General features: G+C 63.8%; 21 protein-coding genes and 1 tRNA gene. 9 read left to right on the plus strand and 13 right to left on the minus strand.

Annotation, left to right across the window (positions count from 1 at the left end; genetic code table 11):
* Positions 1–64: 64 nt before the first annotated feature.
* Together IVB47_RS13025 and efp are read right to left on the minus strand one after the other, a co-directional pair.
* On the minus strand, positions 65–1,687 hold the full coding sequence (locus IVB47_RS13025; RefSeq protein WP_247462020.1) for a M23 family peptidase: 1,623 nt from the start codon (positions 1,685–1,687) through the stop codon (positions 65–67).
* Positions 1,688–1,710: 23 nt separating this feature from the next.
* Positions 1,711–2,277 carry an elongation factor P gene (gene efp, locus IVB47_RS13030; protein ID WP_027569909.1) on the minus strand — a complete coding sequence of 189 codons (567 nt, stop codon included), beginning with the start codon at positions 2,275–2,277 and terminating at the stop codon, positions 1,711–1,713.
* Positions 2,278–2,439: 162 nt separating this feature from the next.
* Here efp and epmA point away from each other — a divergent pair, with 162 nt between their 5' ends.
* From epmA to IVB47_RS13045, 3 genes are read left to right on the plus strand one after another with little or no spacing between them, the layout of a single operon-like run.
* Entirely contained in the window at positions 2,440–3,504 is a 1,065-nt protein-coding gene (gene epmA / locus IVB47_RS13035; RefSeq protein WP_247462022.1) for an EF-P lysine aminoacylase EpmA, read from the plus strand.
* Positions 3,501–4,595, plus strand: a complete 1,095-nt coding sequence (locus tag IVB47_RS13040; RefSeq protein ID WP_247462024.1) for a lysine-2,3-aminomutase-like protein — start codon at positions 3,501–3,503, stop codon at positions 4,593–4,595. The genes epmA and IVB47_RS13040 overlap by 4 nt, the downstream gene beginning before the upstream one ends.
* Positions 4,596–4,625: 30 nt before the next feature.
* Complete coding sequence (locus IVB47_RS13045) at positions 4,626–4,877, plus strand: hypothetical protein (RefSeq protein ID WP_027569912.1); 252 nt, start codon at positions 4,626–4,628, stop codon at positions 4,875–4,877.
* A gap of 55 nt (positions 4,878–4,932) precedes the next feature.
* Here IVB47_RS13045 and IVB47_RS13050 read toward each other — a convergent pair whose 3' ends face one another.
* The 7 genes from IVB47_RS13050 to IVB47_RS13080 all read right to left on the minus strand — a co-directional run bounded on the left by IVB47_RS13050 (position 4,933) and on the right by IVB47_RS13080 (position 10,505).
* Positions 4,933–6,018: a 3-deoxy-7-phosphoheptulonate synthase gene (locus IVB47_RS13050; protein ID WP_346730794.1), complete on the minus strand. Its 1,086-nt coding sequence runs from the start codon at positions 6,016–6,018 to the stop codon at positions 4,933–4,935.
* A gap of 236 nt (positions 6,019–6,254) precedes the next feature.
* Entirely contained in the window at positions 6,255–6,833 is a 579-nt protein-coding gene (locus IVB47_RS13055) for an HdeD family acid-resistance protein (RefSeq protein ID WP_027569914.1), read from the minus strand.
* Between the two features lie 74 nt (positions 6,834–6,907).
* Positions 6,908–7,948 (minus strand): PrsW family glutamic-type intramembrane protease, encoded by a 1,041-nt coding sequence (locus IVB47_RS13060; protein WP_247462026.1) that lies wholly within the window; start codon positions 7,946–7,948, stop codon positions 6,908–6,910.
* A 577-nt stretch (positions 7,949–8,525) separates the two neighbouring features.
* Positions 8,526–8,783, minus strand: a complete 258-nt coding sequence (locus IVB47_RS13065; RefSeq protein ID WP_027569916.1) for a hypothetical protein — start codon at positions 8,781–8,783, stop codon at positions 8,526–8,528.
* Positions 8,784–8,887: 104 nt separating this feature from the next.
* A complete protein-coding gene (locus IVB47_RS13070) occupies positions 8,888–9,514 on the minus strand; it encodes a pilus assembly protein PilZ (RefSeq protein ID WP_027569917.1) in 627 nt (208 codons plus the stop codon).
* Positions 9,515–9,679: 165 nt separating this feature from the next.
* The gene (locus IVB47_RS13075) at positions 9,680–10,327 is read right to left on the minus strand and encodes a hypothetical protein (protein WP_247462028.1); all 648 of its coding nucleotides are present in this window, start codon (positions 10,325–10,327) and stop codon (positions 9,680–9,682) included.
* Positions 10,328–10,430: 103 nt separating this feature from the next.
* Positions 10,431–10,505 (minus strand) — tRNA-Glu (locus IVB47_RS13080).
* A 224-nt stretch (positions 10,506–10,729) separates the two neighbouring features.
* On the opposite strand from IVB47_RS13080, the gene IVB47_RS13085 reads away from it, so the two are divergent.
* Genes IVB47_RS13085 through IVB47_RS13095 form a run of 3 tightly spaced genes read left to right on the plus strand, consistent with a single transcriptional unit; the run spans position 10,730 to position 11,460 of the window.
* A complete protein-coding gene (locus IVB47_RS13085; protein WP_007610106.1) occupies positions 10,730–10,984 on the plus strand; it encodes a PilZ domain-containing protein in 255 nt (84 codons plus the stop codon).
* Positions 10,985–11,041: 57 nt separating this feature from the next.
* Positions 11,042–11,287 carry a hypothetical protein gene (locus IVB47_RS13090; protein WP_247462030.1) on the plus strand — a complete coding sequence of 82 codons (246 nt, stop codon included), beginning with the start codon at positions 11,042–11,044 and terminating at the stop codon, positions 11,285–11,287.
* A gap of 5 nt (positions 11,288–11,292) precedes the next feature.
* A complete protein-coding gene (locus tag IVB47_RS13095) occupies positions 11,293–11,460 on the plus strand; it encodes a hypothetical protein (RefSeq protein ID WP_155809976.1) in 168 nt (55 codons plus the stop codon).
* A gap of 109 nt (positions 11,461–11,569) precedes the next feature.
* Here the strand turns inward: IVB47_RS13095 and IVB47_RS13100 are convergent, their stop codons facing one another.
* The 3 genes from IVB47_RS13100 to IVB47_RS13110 all read right to left on the minus strand — a co-directional run bounded on the left by IVB47_RS13100 (position 11,570) and on the right by IVB47_RS13110 (position 13,596).
* Positions 11,570–12,208: a glutathione S-transferase gene (locus tag IVB47_RS13100; protein WP_247462031.1), complete on the minus strand. Its 639-nt coding sequence runs from the start codon at positions 12,206–12,208 to the stop codon at positions 11,570–11,572.
* A gap of 308 nt (positions 12,209–12,516) precedes the next feature.
* Complete coding sequence (locus IVB47_RS13105; RefSeq protein ID WP_247462033.1) at positions 12,517–12,969, minus strand: VOC family protein; 453 nt, start codon at positions 12,967–12,969, stop codon at positions 12,517–12,519.
* A gap of 228 nt (positions 12,970–13,197) precedes the next feature.
* Complete coding sequence (locus IVB47_RS13110; RefSeq protein WP_247462035.1) at positions 13,198–13,596, minus strand: VOC family protein; 399 nt, start codon at positions 13,594–13,596, stop codon at positions 13,198–13,200.
* A 302-nt stretch (positions 13,597–13,898) separates the two neighbouring features.
* On the opposite strand from IVB47_RS13110, the gene IVB47_RS13115 reads away from it, so the two are divergent.
* From IVB47_RS13115 to IVB47_RS13125, 3 genes are all read left to right on the plus strand, one after another.
* Positions 13,899–14,099, plus strand: coding sequence for a hypothetical protein (locus IVB47_RS13115; protein WP_027569923.1), 201 nt, complete (start codon positions 13,899–13,901; stop codon positions 14,097–14,099).
* A gap of 5 nt (positions 14,100–14,104) precedes the next feature.
* Complete coding sequence (locus IVB47_RS13120) at positions 14,105–14,374, plus strand: hypothetical protein (RefSeq protein ID WP_247286148.1); 270 nt, start codon at positions 14,105–14,107, stop codon at positions 14,372–14,374.
* A 337-nt stretch (positions 14,375–14,711) separates the two neighbouring features.
* Positions 14,712–14,942 (plus strand): hypothetical protein, encoded by a 231-nt coding sequence (locus IVB47_RS13125; protein ID WP_027569924.1) that lies wholly within the window; start codon positions 14,712–14,714, stop codon positions 14,940–14,942.
* A gap of 139 nt (positions 14,943–15,081) precedes the next feature.
* On the opposite strand, the gene IVB47_RS13130 is transcribed toward IVB47_RS13125, so the two are convergent.
* Entirely contained in the window at positions 15,082–15,285 is a 204-nt protein-coding gene (locus tag IVB47_RS13130) for a DUF3072 domain-containing protein (RefSeq protein ID WP_051462968.1), read from the minus strand.
* Between the last annotated feature and the right edge of the window lie 64 nt (positions 15,286–15,349).

Here is a 15,349-nt window from a genome sequence, read left to right on the forward strand (position 1 = left end):
TTCCAGCGGGCGGTGTGTGCGACAACACGCTGTTGCACTACCTGGCAATGGAAGGAGCAAGCCGTTAGTTCTCGTCGCCGCCCGATCCCTCGCGCAGGTCCGGCTTGAGCACGTCCTCCGGCAGCGCATGCGCCACGGGCTGTGGCGTGCCGGCGATCTCCGGGCCGACCTCGCGGCCGCGGGCGCGGATCAGGCGCTCGTACGCCGAGACCAGCGTGACGTAAGGACTGACCCAGATCCAGCCGTCGCGGGTGAACACCTGCACGTCGAAATGCAGGTGCATCGAGGTGCCGGCGGGATGATCGAGATAGTTCGAGACCACGCCGATCTTCTCGCCCTCCGATACGATGCGGCCATTGAGCAGGCCATCGGCGTTCAGCGCCTGCGGGTTCATATGCATGTAGCGGAAACGGATGTGCTCGCTCCGGCTGTTGATTTGCAGCGTCACAGCCTGGTCCTTGGAAGCGCGTATGACCCTCGCATCGCGCACGGCGACGACGGCGCGCTGCTTGGGATCACAGGCTTGGCGGCCTTCACCGGGCGGTGGGCACTCAGCCGCGCGGATGTCCTCGCCTTGATGGCCATAACCGCCGCCGCATTGCCAGACCTCGAAACTGCGGGACTCGCAGAAATTGTCCCGCCAGGGATAGGCGGTCGTGCTCTCCATCTTGTCGCGCTTGGCATAGGATTGCGAGTGTACGAAGGCGGGCGCCTTCTCAAGAGGAAAGCGGATCTGTGCGTAGGCCATTACGTCGGGATGGCCGCCCTGCTTGCGATAGCCGGTGTTCGGGATGATGTCGCCGCTCGGCCGGTAGGTGAAGTCCGGGGAACGTGCCCTGGGACGATCGAGAATGTTGGAAGCGATGTCCGTCAGCGGCCGCATGCGCTGGCCGCCGGCCACGCGTAGCGCCTTCAGGAAGCGTTCGGCGACCGGATAGGCCTCCTTGCAGGCAAGCCGCCGCGGTTTTGCGACGCTGTCGAGGCATTGTATCGACACCACATAGGTGACGCCGAAACGGGTGAAAGCGTAGCGTACATAGCCTTCCCGGATGAACTTGCGCAGGTCCGGGTAGAGCGCCGCGAGCGGTTTGACCGGCTCGCCCTTGCCGCCCGAGGGATCGGCAATGTCATAGACGAGCGCCGAACCCGTAATCTGCACCTCGACCGGCCTTGCGAAGACTCGGCTCGGCATGCCGTCTCCGGTACCAGGCTCGAACGAAAAGGTCGCGCTGTAGCCGGCGGGCCCGGCATCGAACATGTCGACGGAATTGAAGTCGGCCTGGTAGCGCGACAGCGCGAGGGTCGCCGGCGCGCCATTCCGCCGTGCTTCGAAATACGCGGCAGCGTCGAACGGCAGCAGCACGGGCACGGAGCTCCGGGCGATGCCGGTGAAGAATTGCGAGGAGATCGCATTGAGCTGCACCAGCGCCGGCATTGCGCGGGAATCATAGCGCGGCACCGAACGACGGGGGGCGAAGATGAAGTCGTCCGCGACCCGGGGATGGGCGTTGATTTCGGTGCGGAGCTGGTCGAGCGCCGCGCGCCAATCGACGCGCAGCGCCGTGAGCGAGGGGCTGCGGAACTCATCCGCAGCAAGCGGAGAGGCAATGAAGAGCGAAAGCGACGCCAGAAGTTGCGAGACGAAGCGGAAACTTTTCCCAACCACTGTCTCGCCCCCCGGCGGCACCTGTTGCGCTCGCTTTGGCCCCGTCAGTCCTTGGCGCGCTCGGAGTAGGAGCCGTCTTCGGTCATCACGACGATTCGGGTGCCGACGGCGATGTGCGGCGGCACGGTGGTGCGCACGCCGTTGGACAAAATCGCGGGCTTGTAGGACGAGGAGGCGGTCTGGCCCTTGGTCACGGGCTCGGTCTCGACCACTTCGAGCGTCACGCGCTGCGGCAACGCGATCGACACCACATTGACGTCGTGCGTCGACAATTTGACCGTCATGCTCTCCTGAAGATAGGCCGCGGCGTCGCCGATGACGTCCTTCGACACCTGGACCTGGTCATAGGTTTCAGGGTTCATGAAGTGGAAACCATCACCGTCTTCATAGAGATAGGTGAAGTTGCGTTCTTCGATCGTGGCCTTCTCGACCTGGTCGGTGGTCTTGTAGCGCTCGGAGATCTTTACCCCGTCCGAGATTCGGCGCATCTCGATCTGGCTGACCGGGGTGCCCTTGCCGGGATGGATGTTCTCGGCGGTCACGACGACATATAGCTTGCCGTCTTGCTCGATCACGTTGCCCTTGCGAATAGAACTGGCGATGACTCTCAAAGCTGTATTTCCTGCTTGCTTGGCCCGGCTCGGGCCAGGAGGTGGTCAAATTGATGGGGGACCTGGGGCCCCAAATCAGACCGCGGCACCCGTTTCGGGCCGCAACATACTGGTTTTGCCGTTGGATGCCAGCGTTTTGCTGGCCAACGGAGCAGTCGGCTAATGGCTGGGGACAAGCCGATGTCGCCGTTCTGGTCCCCCTCGCGGCATCTCGACCGCCGGCCGTTCCTTCAGGCCAGGGGGGCCATCACAGGGGCTCTACGGGGATTTTTCGCCGAGCAGGGCTTCATCGAGGTCGAAACCTCCGTTCTCCAGATCTCTCCGGGCAACGAAACCCATCTGCATGCCCCCCGGACCGAGATCATGCGACCCGACGGCAGCCGTGTGAGCCGATATTTGCGGACTTCGCCGGAATTCGCCTGCAAGAAGCTGCTGGCGGCCGGAGAGACCCGGCTTTTCGAGTTCGCCCGGGTGTTCCGGGACCGCGAGCGCGGCGACCTGCATTTGCCCGAATTCACCATGCTCGAATGGTACCGGGCAGACGCCCCCTATGACGCCATCATGGCCGATTGCGTCGTCCTCATCGCCCGCGCGGCCCAGGCGACCGGTATCGGCACGTTCGCCTTCCGCGGCCGGACCGCCGATCCCTTCGCCGAGCCGGAGCTCGTAACGGTGGCCGGCGCCTTCGAGCAGCTTGCGGGAATCGACCTGCTTGCGACCATTTCCGGCGGCGAGGGCGACCGCGCCTCGCTCGCCCGGGCCGCTGCCGGCAAGGTCCGCGTCGCCGAGGATGACACCTGGTCCGACATCTTCAGCAAGGTCCTGGTCGAGCATGTCGAGCCGCATCTGGGGCATGGGCGTTTGACCATTCTGTTCGAATACCCCTCTCCAGAGGCGGCACTGGCGCGCTTGAAGGCGGGCGATCCTCGCGTTGCCGAACGGTTCGAGGTCTATGCCTGCGGTGTCGAGCTCGCCAACGGCTTTGGCGAACTGACGGACGCCGACGAGCAGCGCAAGCGCTTCACGCAATCGATGGCGGAGAAGCAACGCCGCTACGGCGAAGCCTATCCGCTGGACGAGGACTTTCTGGACGCGGTCGCGGCCATGCCGGAGGCAAGCGGCGTCGCGCTCGGCTTCGACCGGCTGGTGATGCTGGCGAGCGGCGCATCGCGAATTGATCAGGTGGTCTGGACGCCGCCTGCAAATGAAACGTTAAGCGAGACATGATGAAGAGCAATCTTGCGCGCACATTGCGCGAGCCGGCCGAACTTGTGGCCGAGCAGCTGGTATCAGCCGAAGCGCTGCCGGCGCTCGAACGTGTTGCCGCGCGTTACGCAGTTGCGATCACCCCCGCGCTGGTCGATCTGATCGACAGGTCCGATCCCGACGATCCCATCGCGCGGCAATTCGTTCCGACGGCCGCGGAGCTGGAGATGCAACCGGGCGAGAACGCAGATCCAATCGGCGATCATCCGCACTCGCCGGTTCCCGGGATCGTGCATCGCTACCCCGACCGCGTGCTGTTCAAGCTCGTTCACGTCTGTGCGGTCTATTGCCGCTTCTGCTTCCGCCGCGAGATGGTCGGACCCGGCAAGGAGAGCGCGCTCTCGGACGCCGCCTATCGCGCGGCGATCGACTACATCCGCTCGCACGGCGAGATCTGGGAGGTGATCCTGACCGGGGGCGATCCCCTGATGTTGTCGCCGCGGCGGATGAGCGAGATCATGGCGGATATTGCCGACATCGATCACGTCAAGATCATCCGCCTTCATACCCGCGTGCCGGTGGCCGATCCCGCGCGCATCAGTGACGAGATGGTCGCGGCGCTCAAGGCCGAAGGCGCCACCACCTGGGTAGCGCTGCATGCCAACCATGCGCGCGAACTGACAGGGCCGGCGCGTGCCGCCTGCGCGCGGCTGGTCGATGCCGGAATCCCCATGGTAAGCCAGTCCGTGCTTTTGCGCGGCGTCAATGACAATTTGACCGCTCTGTCGGATTTGATGCGAGCTTTCGTCGAATGCCGGATCAAGCCCTATTATCTGCATCACGGCGATCTCGCGCCCGGCACGGCGCATCTGCGAACGACGCTCGCCGAGGGGCAGGATTTGATGCGGCAGCTGCGCGGACGGGTGTCCGGACTGTGTCAGCCCGACTATGTCATCGACATTCCCGGCGGCGCCGGCAAGTCGCCGGTGGGGCCGAATTACTTGGTGCCGATGCAAAATACCGCACCTGATGCGGGTGATGCGGCATCGGAAACGCGCTATCGTATCGTGGATTATTGCGGCGACATTCATGTCTATCCGCCCGAGACCTGAAGATGCCGGCTTGAGAAATGGAGAGGTAAAATGAGAAGCATCATTTTGGCACTGTCGCTTCTGACGGTGTTCGGCAGCGCCGGCTTCGCGCAGACGGGAAGCAAGGGATCGACGACCTCGGGACAATCGGCGGGTTCTTTGCCGCCTGCGCCCGTGGGCCATCGGCAGCCGCGCGTCGGCGACGTGCCAAACGAGAAGAACCTGAGCGACCCGAACGATCCCCTCAGCAAGGAAAATCAGGCGCTCGACAAGAAGATCAAGAGCATCTGCCGCGGCTGCTAGGCGCCGTGGAAAGCGGGCAGGGTGCGACAGCCTCACCCCGCCCGCGATCGTTCGGTCAGGCGGAGCGCTCGTGCAGCCCAGCGCGCTTGGTGTTGCGCCGGATCTCGACCGCGTCAGCGAGCTGCTTGAGCACGGTTGCCGTGGTCGCCCAGTCGATGCATCCGTCCGTGATGCTCTGGCCATAGGTGAGCGGCTTGCCCGGCACCACGTCCTGGCGCCCGGCGACCAGATTGCTCTCGACCATCACCCCCATGATGCGGTTCTCGCCGCCGGAAATCTGGCCGGCGATGTCGGCTGTCACACGCGGCTGGTTTTCCGGCTTCTTGCTCGAATTGGCGTGGCTCGCATCGACCATCACGAGCGGTGCGACGTTCGCTTTCGCCAGATCGTTGCAGGCCGCTGCGACGCTCGCCGCATCGTAATTCGGCGTGCTGCCGCCGCGCAGGATGATGTGACAATCCTCGTTGCCCGCGGTTGAGGCGATCGCCGAGCGGCCGAGCTTGGTCACCGCCATGAAATGATGGGGATTCGAGGCCGACTTCACCGCGTCCGCCGCGATGCGCACATTGCCGTCGGTGCCGTTCTTGAACCCGACCGGGCAGGAGAGCCCCGAGGCCAGCTCGCGATGGATCTGGCTTTCGGTCGTGCGCGCGCCGATCGCGGCCCAGGACACGAGGTCCGCAATGTATTGCGGCGTGGTCATGTCGAGGAATTCGGTGCCGGCGGGCAGGCCGAGATTATTCACCGCCGAGAGCACGTTGCGCGCCAGACGCAGGCCCTTGTTGATGTCGAAGCTGCCGTCCAGATCAGGATCGTTGATCAGGCCTTTCCAGCCGACCGTGGTCCGCGGCTTCTCGAAATAGACCCGCATCACGATCTCGAGCTGGTCGGCAAGCTCTTCGCGCAAGCTCGCGAGGTGCTCGGCGTAGTCGAGTGCGGCCCTGGGATCATGCACCGAGCACGGGCCGACCACGACCAGAAGCCGGTCGTCCTGGCCATTGAGGATTGCATGGATGGCGTTGCGTGCCGCCATCACCACGCGCGTCGCCGTGAGCGTGCGTGGGACTTCCCGCATCACCTCTTCCGGCGTGCTCAGCTCTTTCAGTTCGCGGATACGAAGATCGTCGGTCGTGCTCAGCACGGCGGGCTCCTGTCATTTTGAGAACCTGCCGGCCAATAAAAAAGCCGCCAGGTCTGGCGGCTTGTTCGGACTAGATGCTGCAATTTGTCAGATTGAGCGTGATCCTCCCACCGCCAGCGAGCTGTCGTAGCTAAAATACCAATAGAAGCTGGTGGTGGCGGTGATCATGGCCAGTCATATAGCGCGGGGGCGGCGGCTTGTCACCCCCCGAATGGACGTGACGGCCACGGGGCGCCTCAACTGTTGCTTTTGCGTGCCGCCAGCGCCATGCCGATCAGCGTGGCGCCGCCGAACAGCAGGTTGATCCCGACGAGGATGCCGATCGCCCATTCCGCCGAGCTCGGCAATCCCGTGATCACCATGAACGAGATCGCGATGTCGACGAGGCCCGAGATCAGGAGCCACGACCAGCGGCCGCCCGGCTCGCGACGATGCTCCAGTGCGTACATGATGGTGGCGACGCCTTCGGCGAGGAAATAGGCGCCGAGCACGATGGTCAGCGTCAGCACGGCCTGCATCGGCCGCGCCAGCAGCAGCATGCCTGCGAGCACGGCGAGCGCGGCCGAGATCAGCGACCACCAGAAGCCCGGCGTGCTGCGTGCCCAATAGGTGGCGATCAATCCGCCGATGCCGCTGATCAAGAACATCCAGCCCAGGAAGATCGCAATCGCAAGGCTTGCGAGCGGCGGCAGGATCAGCGCGGCTACGCCGAGCACGGAAAGCAGGATGCCTTCGAACAGGAAGGCCTTCCAATGCGCCTTGACCCTCCGGCTCAAGGCGGATTGCAGCCGGGAAAGATCCTCAGGCGATGTCATGGGCAGGCTCCGGATCGAGACGTGTGTGCTCGATCTAGTCTAGTACGCGCACACCGCGCTTGCCATCCCGCGGTTCAGCCGCCGCCGTGCGCCGACGAAAAACCTTCGCCGCTGGTGCGGATGCGGTTGCGGCCGAGAACATAGATCGCGGTCGTGACGATCAGAAGTGCGAGGCCGAGCAGGATCGAGACCAGGCCGATCGGGATCAGGGCCAGCGTCAGATTGCGCTCGGGGTTGATGAGCCAGTGATGGATCGAGGTCAGCACGAAGGCGAGCCCGAGAAACCCGACGCCGCCACCGGCCAGCAGCAGCGCCCACATCCGGCGGAGCTGGCTGAGGCGCTCCCGCGCGACGTCGGTTCGGGGTGCGTGATGGCGCGCGACGCGCCGTACCAGTCGGATGGCGAAGGCGATCGAGCTGAAGCCGATCAGCAGGCTCGCGCCGCCCAACCACATCCGCAGCGTCGGATCCAGATCCGGCATGCGCTGGAGTGTGAGCAGCGGGAAGTCGAAGGCCGAATGCAGGGCGAGCGGGCCTGCGAAGATCAGCAGGCGGCTGGAGAGACGGGCCCAGTCGCGATGATGGCGGTTCGCACCCAGCGCCGTGCCGGCGCGCGCGATAGTCAGATAAGCGCCGGCGATAATGCCGAGCGCGCCGTGGAACGGCACCGTCAGCACGCTGCGCAAGGCGGCCAGCGAGCGCCACATCTCGGCGTGCTGGACCAGATAGGCGAGGTTCTCGTAGGCGGCGAAGCCCAAGCCGACCGCGGCGCCATAGACCACGGTGTCCATCGGATTGGCGAAGGTCCGCCGCTTGGTCGAGGCGACCAGCACGATGGCGATCACCTTGACCGCTTCCTCGGGCAGCGCGACTCCGAAGATCGAATGCATGGCCAGCGCCGCCCAGAGGTTGTCCGGGGCCGCGACCATTTTGGCGAAAGGGGCGCGGGCTAGGCCCAGCAGCGAAATGCTGGCCGCGCCGAGCAGGAACGCGGTCCAGACCTGGGCCGGCGGTCCCGGGCGTTCCTCGGCGGCGATGACAAGCCACAGCATCAGCAGCGCCGGGGCAATGGCGGCCGTTCCGATGACGGTGGGTAACGCTTCAATCAGGTACATCGGCGCCGAAAATAGGTTCCCTTGATCCGCTTATCCACATCGTCCGATGCGACCTTCTGTCATGCGCTTGCTGTCGCGTCTCTTAACAAGCGTGACAGCCTGCGTTCATCAAGACGGTCGCCGAAGTGTAGAATATGGAGTGCAATCAATCGCATGACAGAACCACCTCGTCATCCCTGACAACGGTCGCGCGCCCGTCGTCGGATCGTGATTGGTAAGTTAGATCAAGGCAATGTGCAGGTTTCTTCGATTCACGATGAACGTGTCGCCGCGGCAAGTCCAGAACCGGGATAGCCCCTCCGGGCGAGGCATGGCTTGGCAAGCCGGCCTAGTCACGCTTCGTTGCACGAGAGGGTGACGAGATCCGGTGTGCCCGGATCTGCTCCAGCTCCCAAAAGGCGCGTATGAGGCACGCGCCGAGACAGAGCACGATGAGCAACAGCAGAAAGGCCTGGTCGACGGCAGGGATGTGAGTGGGGATGGGAGTCATGGCAATGATAAAGCAACGCCCGTGCCACGCGTTCCCGCCGCGGCCTGTGCTATCTGCAAGGGCCGCCGCTCCCAAGCCCGCTTTGACTCAATGCGTGGTGAACGGCGGCGGTGCGTCGGGCGCGACGTCGAAGGCGCCGAGATGGAATTCCTCGCCGATGGACGCGTCCGGCTCGGAATGCTGCGCCATCAGCGTGAACGCGGCCTGCGGGTATTGCTTCCAGATGTCGAGATCGCCGGCGGTGATGGTGAGCCAGCCGAAGGTGTACATGTAGCGTCCGGGCTCGGTGACCCGGCCGACCCTGTCCCAGGTGATCTTTTCGACTGTGATTTTCTCGACTGCCATTCGGTCCCCCGATCGCAAGTCTGCAGATGATGCCCGGCAAGAGCCGCGGACCTTCAAAAGCTGACCCCGGAATGGGGCTGCGATAGGGCGGCGCGGCGCGAGGATCAGGCCGATTGCAGCATGGGCGTGCGGACGATCAGCCGGACGACGTCATCCCGCGACTGCTTTTCCGCGAATTTGACCGCGAACCCGTTTTCGAATTTGCGGATCACGCGCCCGACGCAAGCGCCGACCGCAAGCGGAGTTCCCACTGGCGGATCGTACTCGCAGGATATCGCAACACCGGCCGTGGAGACGTCGATGATGAAGCAGGCATGGGTGCTGCCGTCGGCGAGCGTCAGGAAGGTGTGCGCGACCTGCGGAACGAAGCGCGCGTCATTCCGCAGCTCCTGGACGCTGGCGTCCTTCTGCTTCTTCTCGAGCCAGGTCAGCTTTTCCGACATCCAGGCGCGCCGGGCCCGCGTCATGTCGAGCTCCATCAGGAAGCCCGATTTCAGCGTCGCGCTGATGGTGCACTGGAATTCCCCAAAGTCCTGGAAGTAGGAGGTCACGCGCTCGCCGACCTTCCCGACCACGGGAACGTCGACCATCATGCGGAACGGTGAAACGCGGCTGGTGCGGCAGGCGAAGGTACGGAGCTTGCCCTCGCAATCGTACCAACGCGGCAGCGAGTAGCTGCCACTCACGGTGACTTGCACGGCACGCTGTCTGAGGAACTCTGCGACGGACATGGGCGCCAATCGTGTTGCGGAGGTTTTCCGTAATTCCACGGTAGCAATCAAATTCTAAGCAAATGATACCGGCGCTCACGAGCAGGGGTAAATTTTTGGTAAACGCGCGGGTCGGGATGGGCGGCATAGCGCCGCGATTAGCAGGCCCGCGATCTCACGATTGCGTCATCCGAGCAGCACCAGCAGCGCCAGCACGCCAATGGCCATGACGAGCTTGATCGTCGCGCAGGTCTGGCTGCCGGGTCCGCGCTCTAATCCGAACCACGGCAATGCATGCCGCATCGCGCGCGTTGCGAATGCTTCGACGATGACGAACAAGAGAGCGATGCCGGCGAGGAAGGACCATGATGCATCCGGCAGCATCCATGCCGCGAGCCACGCGGGAACGGACGCCTTCAGCGATGCCAGCAGCGCGAACCATCCGAACAGCGATACGAAGCCCTTGATGATGCCGGGACCGATCGTGCCGGGCTCGAGACGGATGCCGATCTTTCCAAGAGCGAGTTCGATGCGCTCGCCATCGGTGAAGAAGAGGAAGGCGCCGAGGTAGAGCGGGACGCGCGACTGAAACAGGAGCGCGACCATGCCGAACAGGACGGCGTAGCCGAAAGCGTCACTGACGATGGTCGTGCCGGCCGCCTGCGACGGCTCCGGTGCAGCCGTGGCGCGAGGCAGCGACCTGGCGCGCGCCATGTGCTCGAGCATTCTAGCGCGGCGCTCCGGCGCGTAGGCTGCCGTGCGGTGGATCCATGGCGGCGGCGCCGGCGAGGCAATCCCGGCCTGGTCGTCCGAGGGAGATTTCTCCTGCGCCATGGGCCTGCATCCGGTTCCATCTGGACATTGGTCGGAGCCGAGGGGCAGGGAGGTTCATGCGGGGGCCGCAGATATCGCCGCGTCATCCAAAACGCCCGGATAATGGCGCTCCCTAGCGGAATCGAACCGCTCTCTCCACCGTGAAAGGGTGGCGTCCTAACCGATAGACGAAGGGAGCAAACCCAGGGCCCCGCCGCTTTTCGCGGCACGGCCGCTGGCCGCCCGAGTCATGCCCGGCGGCTGCAGCGGGCGAACCTATAATGGCCTTTGGCGCCCTGGGCAAGCCGTTCGGGAACGGTCTTTTGGCACCGGTGGATAGCATCCTCCGCCGGATCATTCGGGGCGAATTCAACGGTTTCTTAGGTTCCCTGAGCTAGCGCTGGAGGGGGAGAATTTGAGCCGATGCCACCGCCCAAGAAGCGCGCAGCCCGCAAGTCGCTGTCGCAGCATGCCTGGATCACGCTCGAGGGCGGATTCGCGGCGCGGCAATGCCTGGTCCAGGACATCTCCGCCACGGGCGCCAAGATCACGCTGGACGAGGATGCGAGCCAGCTTCCGGGCGTGATCCGGATGGCGTTCGCGCGCGATGCGCGGACCGGGCGGAGCTGCCAGGTGGTATGGCGCCGCGGCAAATCGGCCGGCATCAAGTTCATCTGACCCCGGGCAAAGTGACCTCGATGGCGCGCGGCGCCGGTTCGGGTTAGAACGGCCCGCATGCGTGCGCCGCTCCTCATCCTGATCTCGTTGCTGACCATGTCCGCGGCCGCGGCGGAAGCCTTGCGTCTGCCGCCTGCGGAGCGTCCACAGGCCGGCAAGGCCTTGCCGCTCAAGGGTGCCGGCGGGAGCGCGAAAGCGGGCTCCTGCGCCGCCTATGGCCGCGGCTTCCATCTGGTCGAGAGCACCGGCACCTGCGTCAAGATCGGCGGCTCGATCAGCGTCGAGACCACGATCAGGCGCTGACCTCGATGCCACCGGATATCATGCGGCCCGAAATCATCGTCCCGTTCGTGATGTATTGCGCGCTGCTGTGGTGGATCGGCCGCGGCCTGAGCTGGACCGCGCGGCTCGCCACCGCGGCCGTGACGCTCGTGCTGATTTTCTGCGTGCTGCTTTTCGAGCGCGGTTGGCCCTAAACAAAAAAACGCGAAAACAACCCCATGCACAGTAGCCGCCACCTTCCGGCGGCACGCGGCGAAGTGCCGATTCATCGTGCTCTCAACGAGGTTTAAGCGGCGTCACCGCTCACGACATCGGCGGTGCCACAAATTGCGCAAAACCGGGCCGTTTGCCGAGATCGTCGAGCCAGCGCGTCAGATGCGGCTGCGCGGGCCGGGTGATGCCCTCGACGCCGCGCCAGCGCCGCGCATAGGCGCCGATCGCGATGTCGGCGAGGGTGAATGCATCGCCGTCCATGAACGGACGCGTGGAGAGCAGACGGTCGGCGATGGCCCAGACCTCGGCGGCGGCATCCGCATCCTTCTGCAGCTGGATCATGTCGCGCTCGGCAAGCGGCGTGCGCACGAGGCCCCAGAACACCGGGCGGTCGACCGGCTGCACCATCGACAGCGTCCAGTCGAGCCAGCGGTCGACGCTGGCGCGCAGCTTCGGCGCCTCGGGATAGATCGGCGTGCCGCGCCCGTGCGCGAGGCAGAGATAGCGCATGATCGAATTGGACTCCCACAGCGTGAAGTCGCCCTCGACCAGCGTCGGGATCCGCGCATTGGGGTTCATCGCGAGATAGTCGGCCTCGCGGGTCTTGCCGAAAGCCATGCCGGCGTCGATGCGCTCGTAAGCCAGGCCGAGCTCGGTGAGGCACCACAGCACCTTCTGCACGTTGACCGAATTGGCGCGGCCCCAGATCGTCAGTTTTTGGTCCGGCACATCATCCTCCCCAGGCGTTTCTTTCGGCGCGGGTAATAGCGGAATTCACTGCGGCGAGCGACGCTTGATTGCGCCGATCCTCTCATGCCAAAGGTCCGCATGCAAAAAGCTCCGCCCGAGGCGGAGCTTTCATTGCAAGGTCAAGCTGGTCAGGCGATCAGCGGCCGAAGAACAGCCACAGCAAGATGATCACCGGGATCGGCACACCCAGCATCCACAACAAAATTCCGCGTCCCATCGTGTCCTCCTCCAATTGCATTGTCGAAGAGAGAACGCTTAGGGCAGGGGCTGGTTCCCGCGGAAAGGCTCTACCAATGGCCGATGTTGGGCATCGACGACCACGGCTCCTGCGGCGGCTTCGGGTCGCCCTTCTGCAAGATCTCGATCGAGTGCAGATCCGGCGAGCGGACGAAGGCCATGTTGCCGTCGCGCGGCGGCCGGTTGATGGTGACGCCGGCCTTCATCAGCTTCTCGCAGGTGGCGTAGATATCGTCGACCTCATAGGCGAGATGGCCGAAGAAGCGGTCCTCGCCGTATTTTTCCCCGTCCCAATTCCAGGTGAGCTCGACCAGCGGCGCGCCGCGCGTCTGCGGCTGCTTCTTCAGCGCCTCGAGATCGTCCGACGAGCACAGGAACACCAGCGTGAAACGCCCCTTGTCGTTCTCGATCCGCCGCACCTCCTTCAGCCCCAGCGCATCCTGGTAAAACTTCAGCGCGACATCGAGATTGCGCACGCGCAGCATGGTGTGGAGGTATCGCATGGTTGTTGCTCCCTGGGTGGATGGAGGGTTTTTGGTTCGGCCGAGCCGAGGGGAGTAGGAGATAGCAGGAAAATCCGAGGAGGGGCAGGGGGCGGGTGCACATGTGCATGAGGGCGAAGCCGGCTGATGAAGTAAATCAGCCGGCGAAATTTCAATGCACTTTCACCGTAAATCCAGTGGCGCCCACGCGCCATTGGCAGTGTGTGCGGGGCGGTCTGCTGCCGCGGCCTATTGCGTCGCGAGGCGCTTTCCGGCCTGCTCGGCCGGCGGCATGAAGAGCGATACTGCGGTGCCTTCGGGGTCACGAAACTGGAACGTCTTGTTGCCCCATGGCATCGTTTTCAGCTCGTGCACCAGCGTGACCTTATCTTTCAGGCGCTCATAATCCGCATCGATGTCTTCAACCTGAAACTCGATCACGGCGGTCCGATTGGCGCCGGGCTCGGCACTGTTTTCTTTCCAGAGCGCGACCGTCTCGGCTGCGCCGATTGCCAGGTTGGCGCCCGGCGTCACGATCTTGGCGAACACCGGCGCGAGCCATTCGGCGGAAACTCCGGTGATCGTTTCGTAGAACGAAACCATGCTTTTGATGTCGGTGGCGATCAGGCGAGTGGAGGCGAACTTCATGGCATGTCCTTTGGTTGACCGCAGATTTGAGCGGCATCGCGGGGCTCGTCGCACACCGCTGCTGCCACCCTGATGTCAGCAGTCACGACGCCGCGCCGAGCGAGCGAACTAAGGGCATGAATTGCGATGGCAGTGCTCAAGCGCTAGACCACGAGCCCCTTCACGCGAAGCGCCCCACAGCGCGAACCGGGCCGTCAGAACGGTGACGCAAACCGCAGAATTGGCCACCTCACTCACGGGTGGACAGGCTTGTGTAGCCGCTCGCAGATGAACTCCTCGCGGCAATGACGCGACTAACGGCCATGGCCAATATCCTAGGTGAGCTTCTGTTTGCACTGATCCGCTCGATTGTTGCTGGATGGGCGTATGCGCTCTGGGTCAAACTGGCGACATGGCTCGAGCCGAAAATCCAACGGCGTTGGGTGAAGCTTGCCGTAGGAGGCCTCCTCGGCTTGGCAGCTTATTTTATGATTCCGATCTTGATGGGGCTGTTGGGCCTTTGAACACAATGAAATCCGTTCTCATCGTCGCACTGGCAATCGGGGCGCTCGTCTCGACGGTGCTGCTCGTCATGGAGCAGCTCACCGACTACTCCATCGCTGTGATGGCATGGGAGATGCCGGGCATATCCGCAGCCTACCTTTTCTGGGGAGCGGTTGGCAGTTCCGTTTTCCTGGGCGTCGCCATCACTTGGGCCGTGAATGCAATCGTTTACGGCGCGCCCGCCTTCGTTGTCCTTACAGTCGTCAAGCTGGCAATTCGCGGTCTGCCGAAGTGATCTGGCAATGACCGTGGGGTCAGATCTTGGCCTATGCGTCGGGAATTACGCATTACGGTGACACGCAGTTAACTGCGTGATCGCGGTGCTGTTCGCAAGCACCGACGGCTACCTTACGGGACAGTGCACTGACGCCGCAGGTGCCAACGAAACGCATCACGCTTAACGTTTGTGAATGCCGCGTTGGCCGAACGCCTGCAATTCTCCAGTATTGGCGGCACTTCAGATCATCGGTGGAGTCAGGCTCTCCCGTCTCGCGGGACGGAGCGTGCATGCCTCGATCGGCGTCCGCCCGCCAACACACTAGCCGTATTCATTATGAGATTGAGGACAGGTGATGTTGCTTTTGGAGGAGTTCAACGAACGAACGCTGTCGCACATGGACAGGGCGCTGGAGCGCGTCAGCGAGATGATGCCTGAGGTGATGGAAGCCTACACCGCGCGCCGGTATGTCGCCGAACGGATCATCCACTGCGCCAAGCACGAGACACGCGAGATCGACGGCCTCGTCGCCGCCGGCCGGCGTGCGGTCGCTGAGCTGGCTGTGAGGGTCGTCGAAAGCGATTAGCTGTCTGGCCGCGAACCTGCCGCAGAGGACCGCGCTCGCCGGCGATGATGGGGGTGAATTGGCGCTTCGTGAGAGGCGGCGATGGGCGGCCTCCCTGTCAGCCGCCGCCCATCTTTCGGGTTTCGAAATGCAGCGCCGTTTACTTCTCGAGCCCGGCCTTCTGCCGCATCGTGTCGATCAGCTCTGACGCCTCTGCCTTGGTCAGATCCTCCTTGGGGAGGGGCTTGTGGGCCTGCTCGGCGAGGGTCTTGAGGTAGGATTCCTGGGCGCCGGTCATCGGGTCGTCCCCGGAGACCCAATCCTTCGGATCCTTTTGGGTGTTGCCTGCGGTGTTGCCAGCCATCTTGTTGTCAGTCACGGCGATCTCTCCTTTTCAGGCTCAATGCCGACTGATGCTTTTTGTTCCT

The sequence above is a fragment of the Bradyrhizobium sp. 62 genome, assembly GCF_023073035.1.
GTDB lineage: Bacteria > Pseudomonadota > Alphaproteobacteria > Rhizobiales > Xanthobacteraceae > Bradyrhizobium.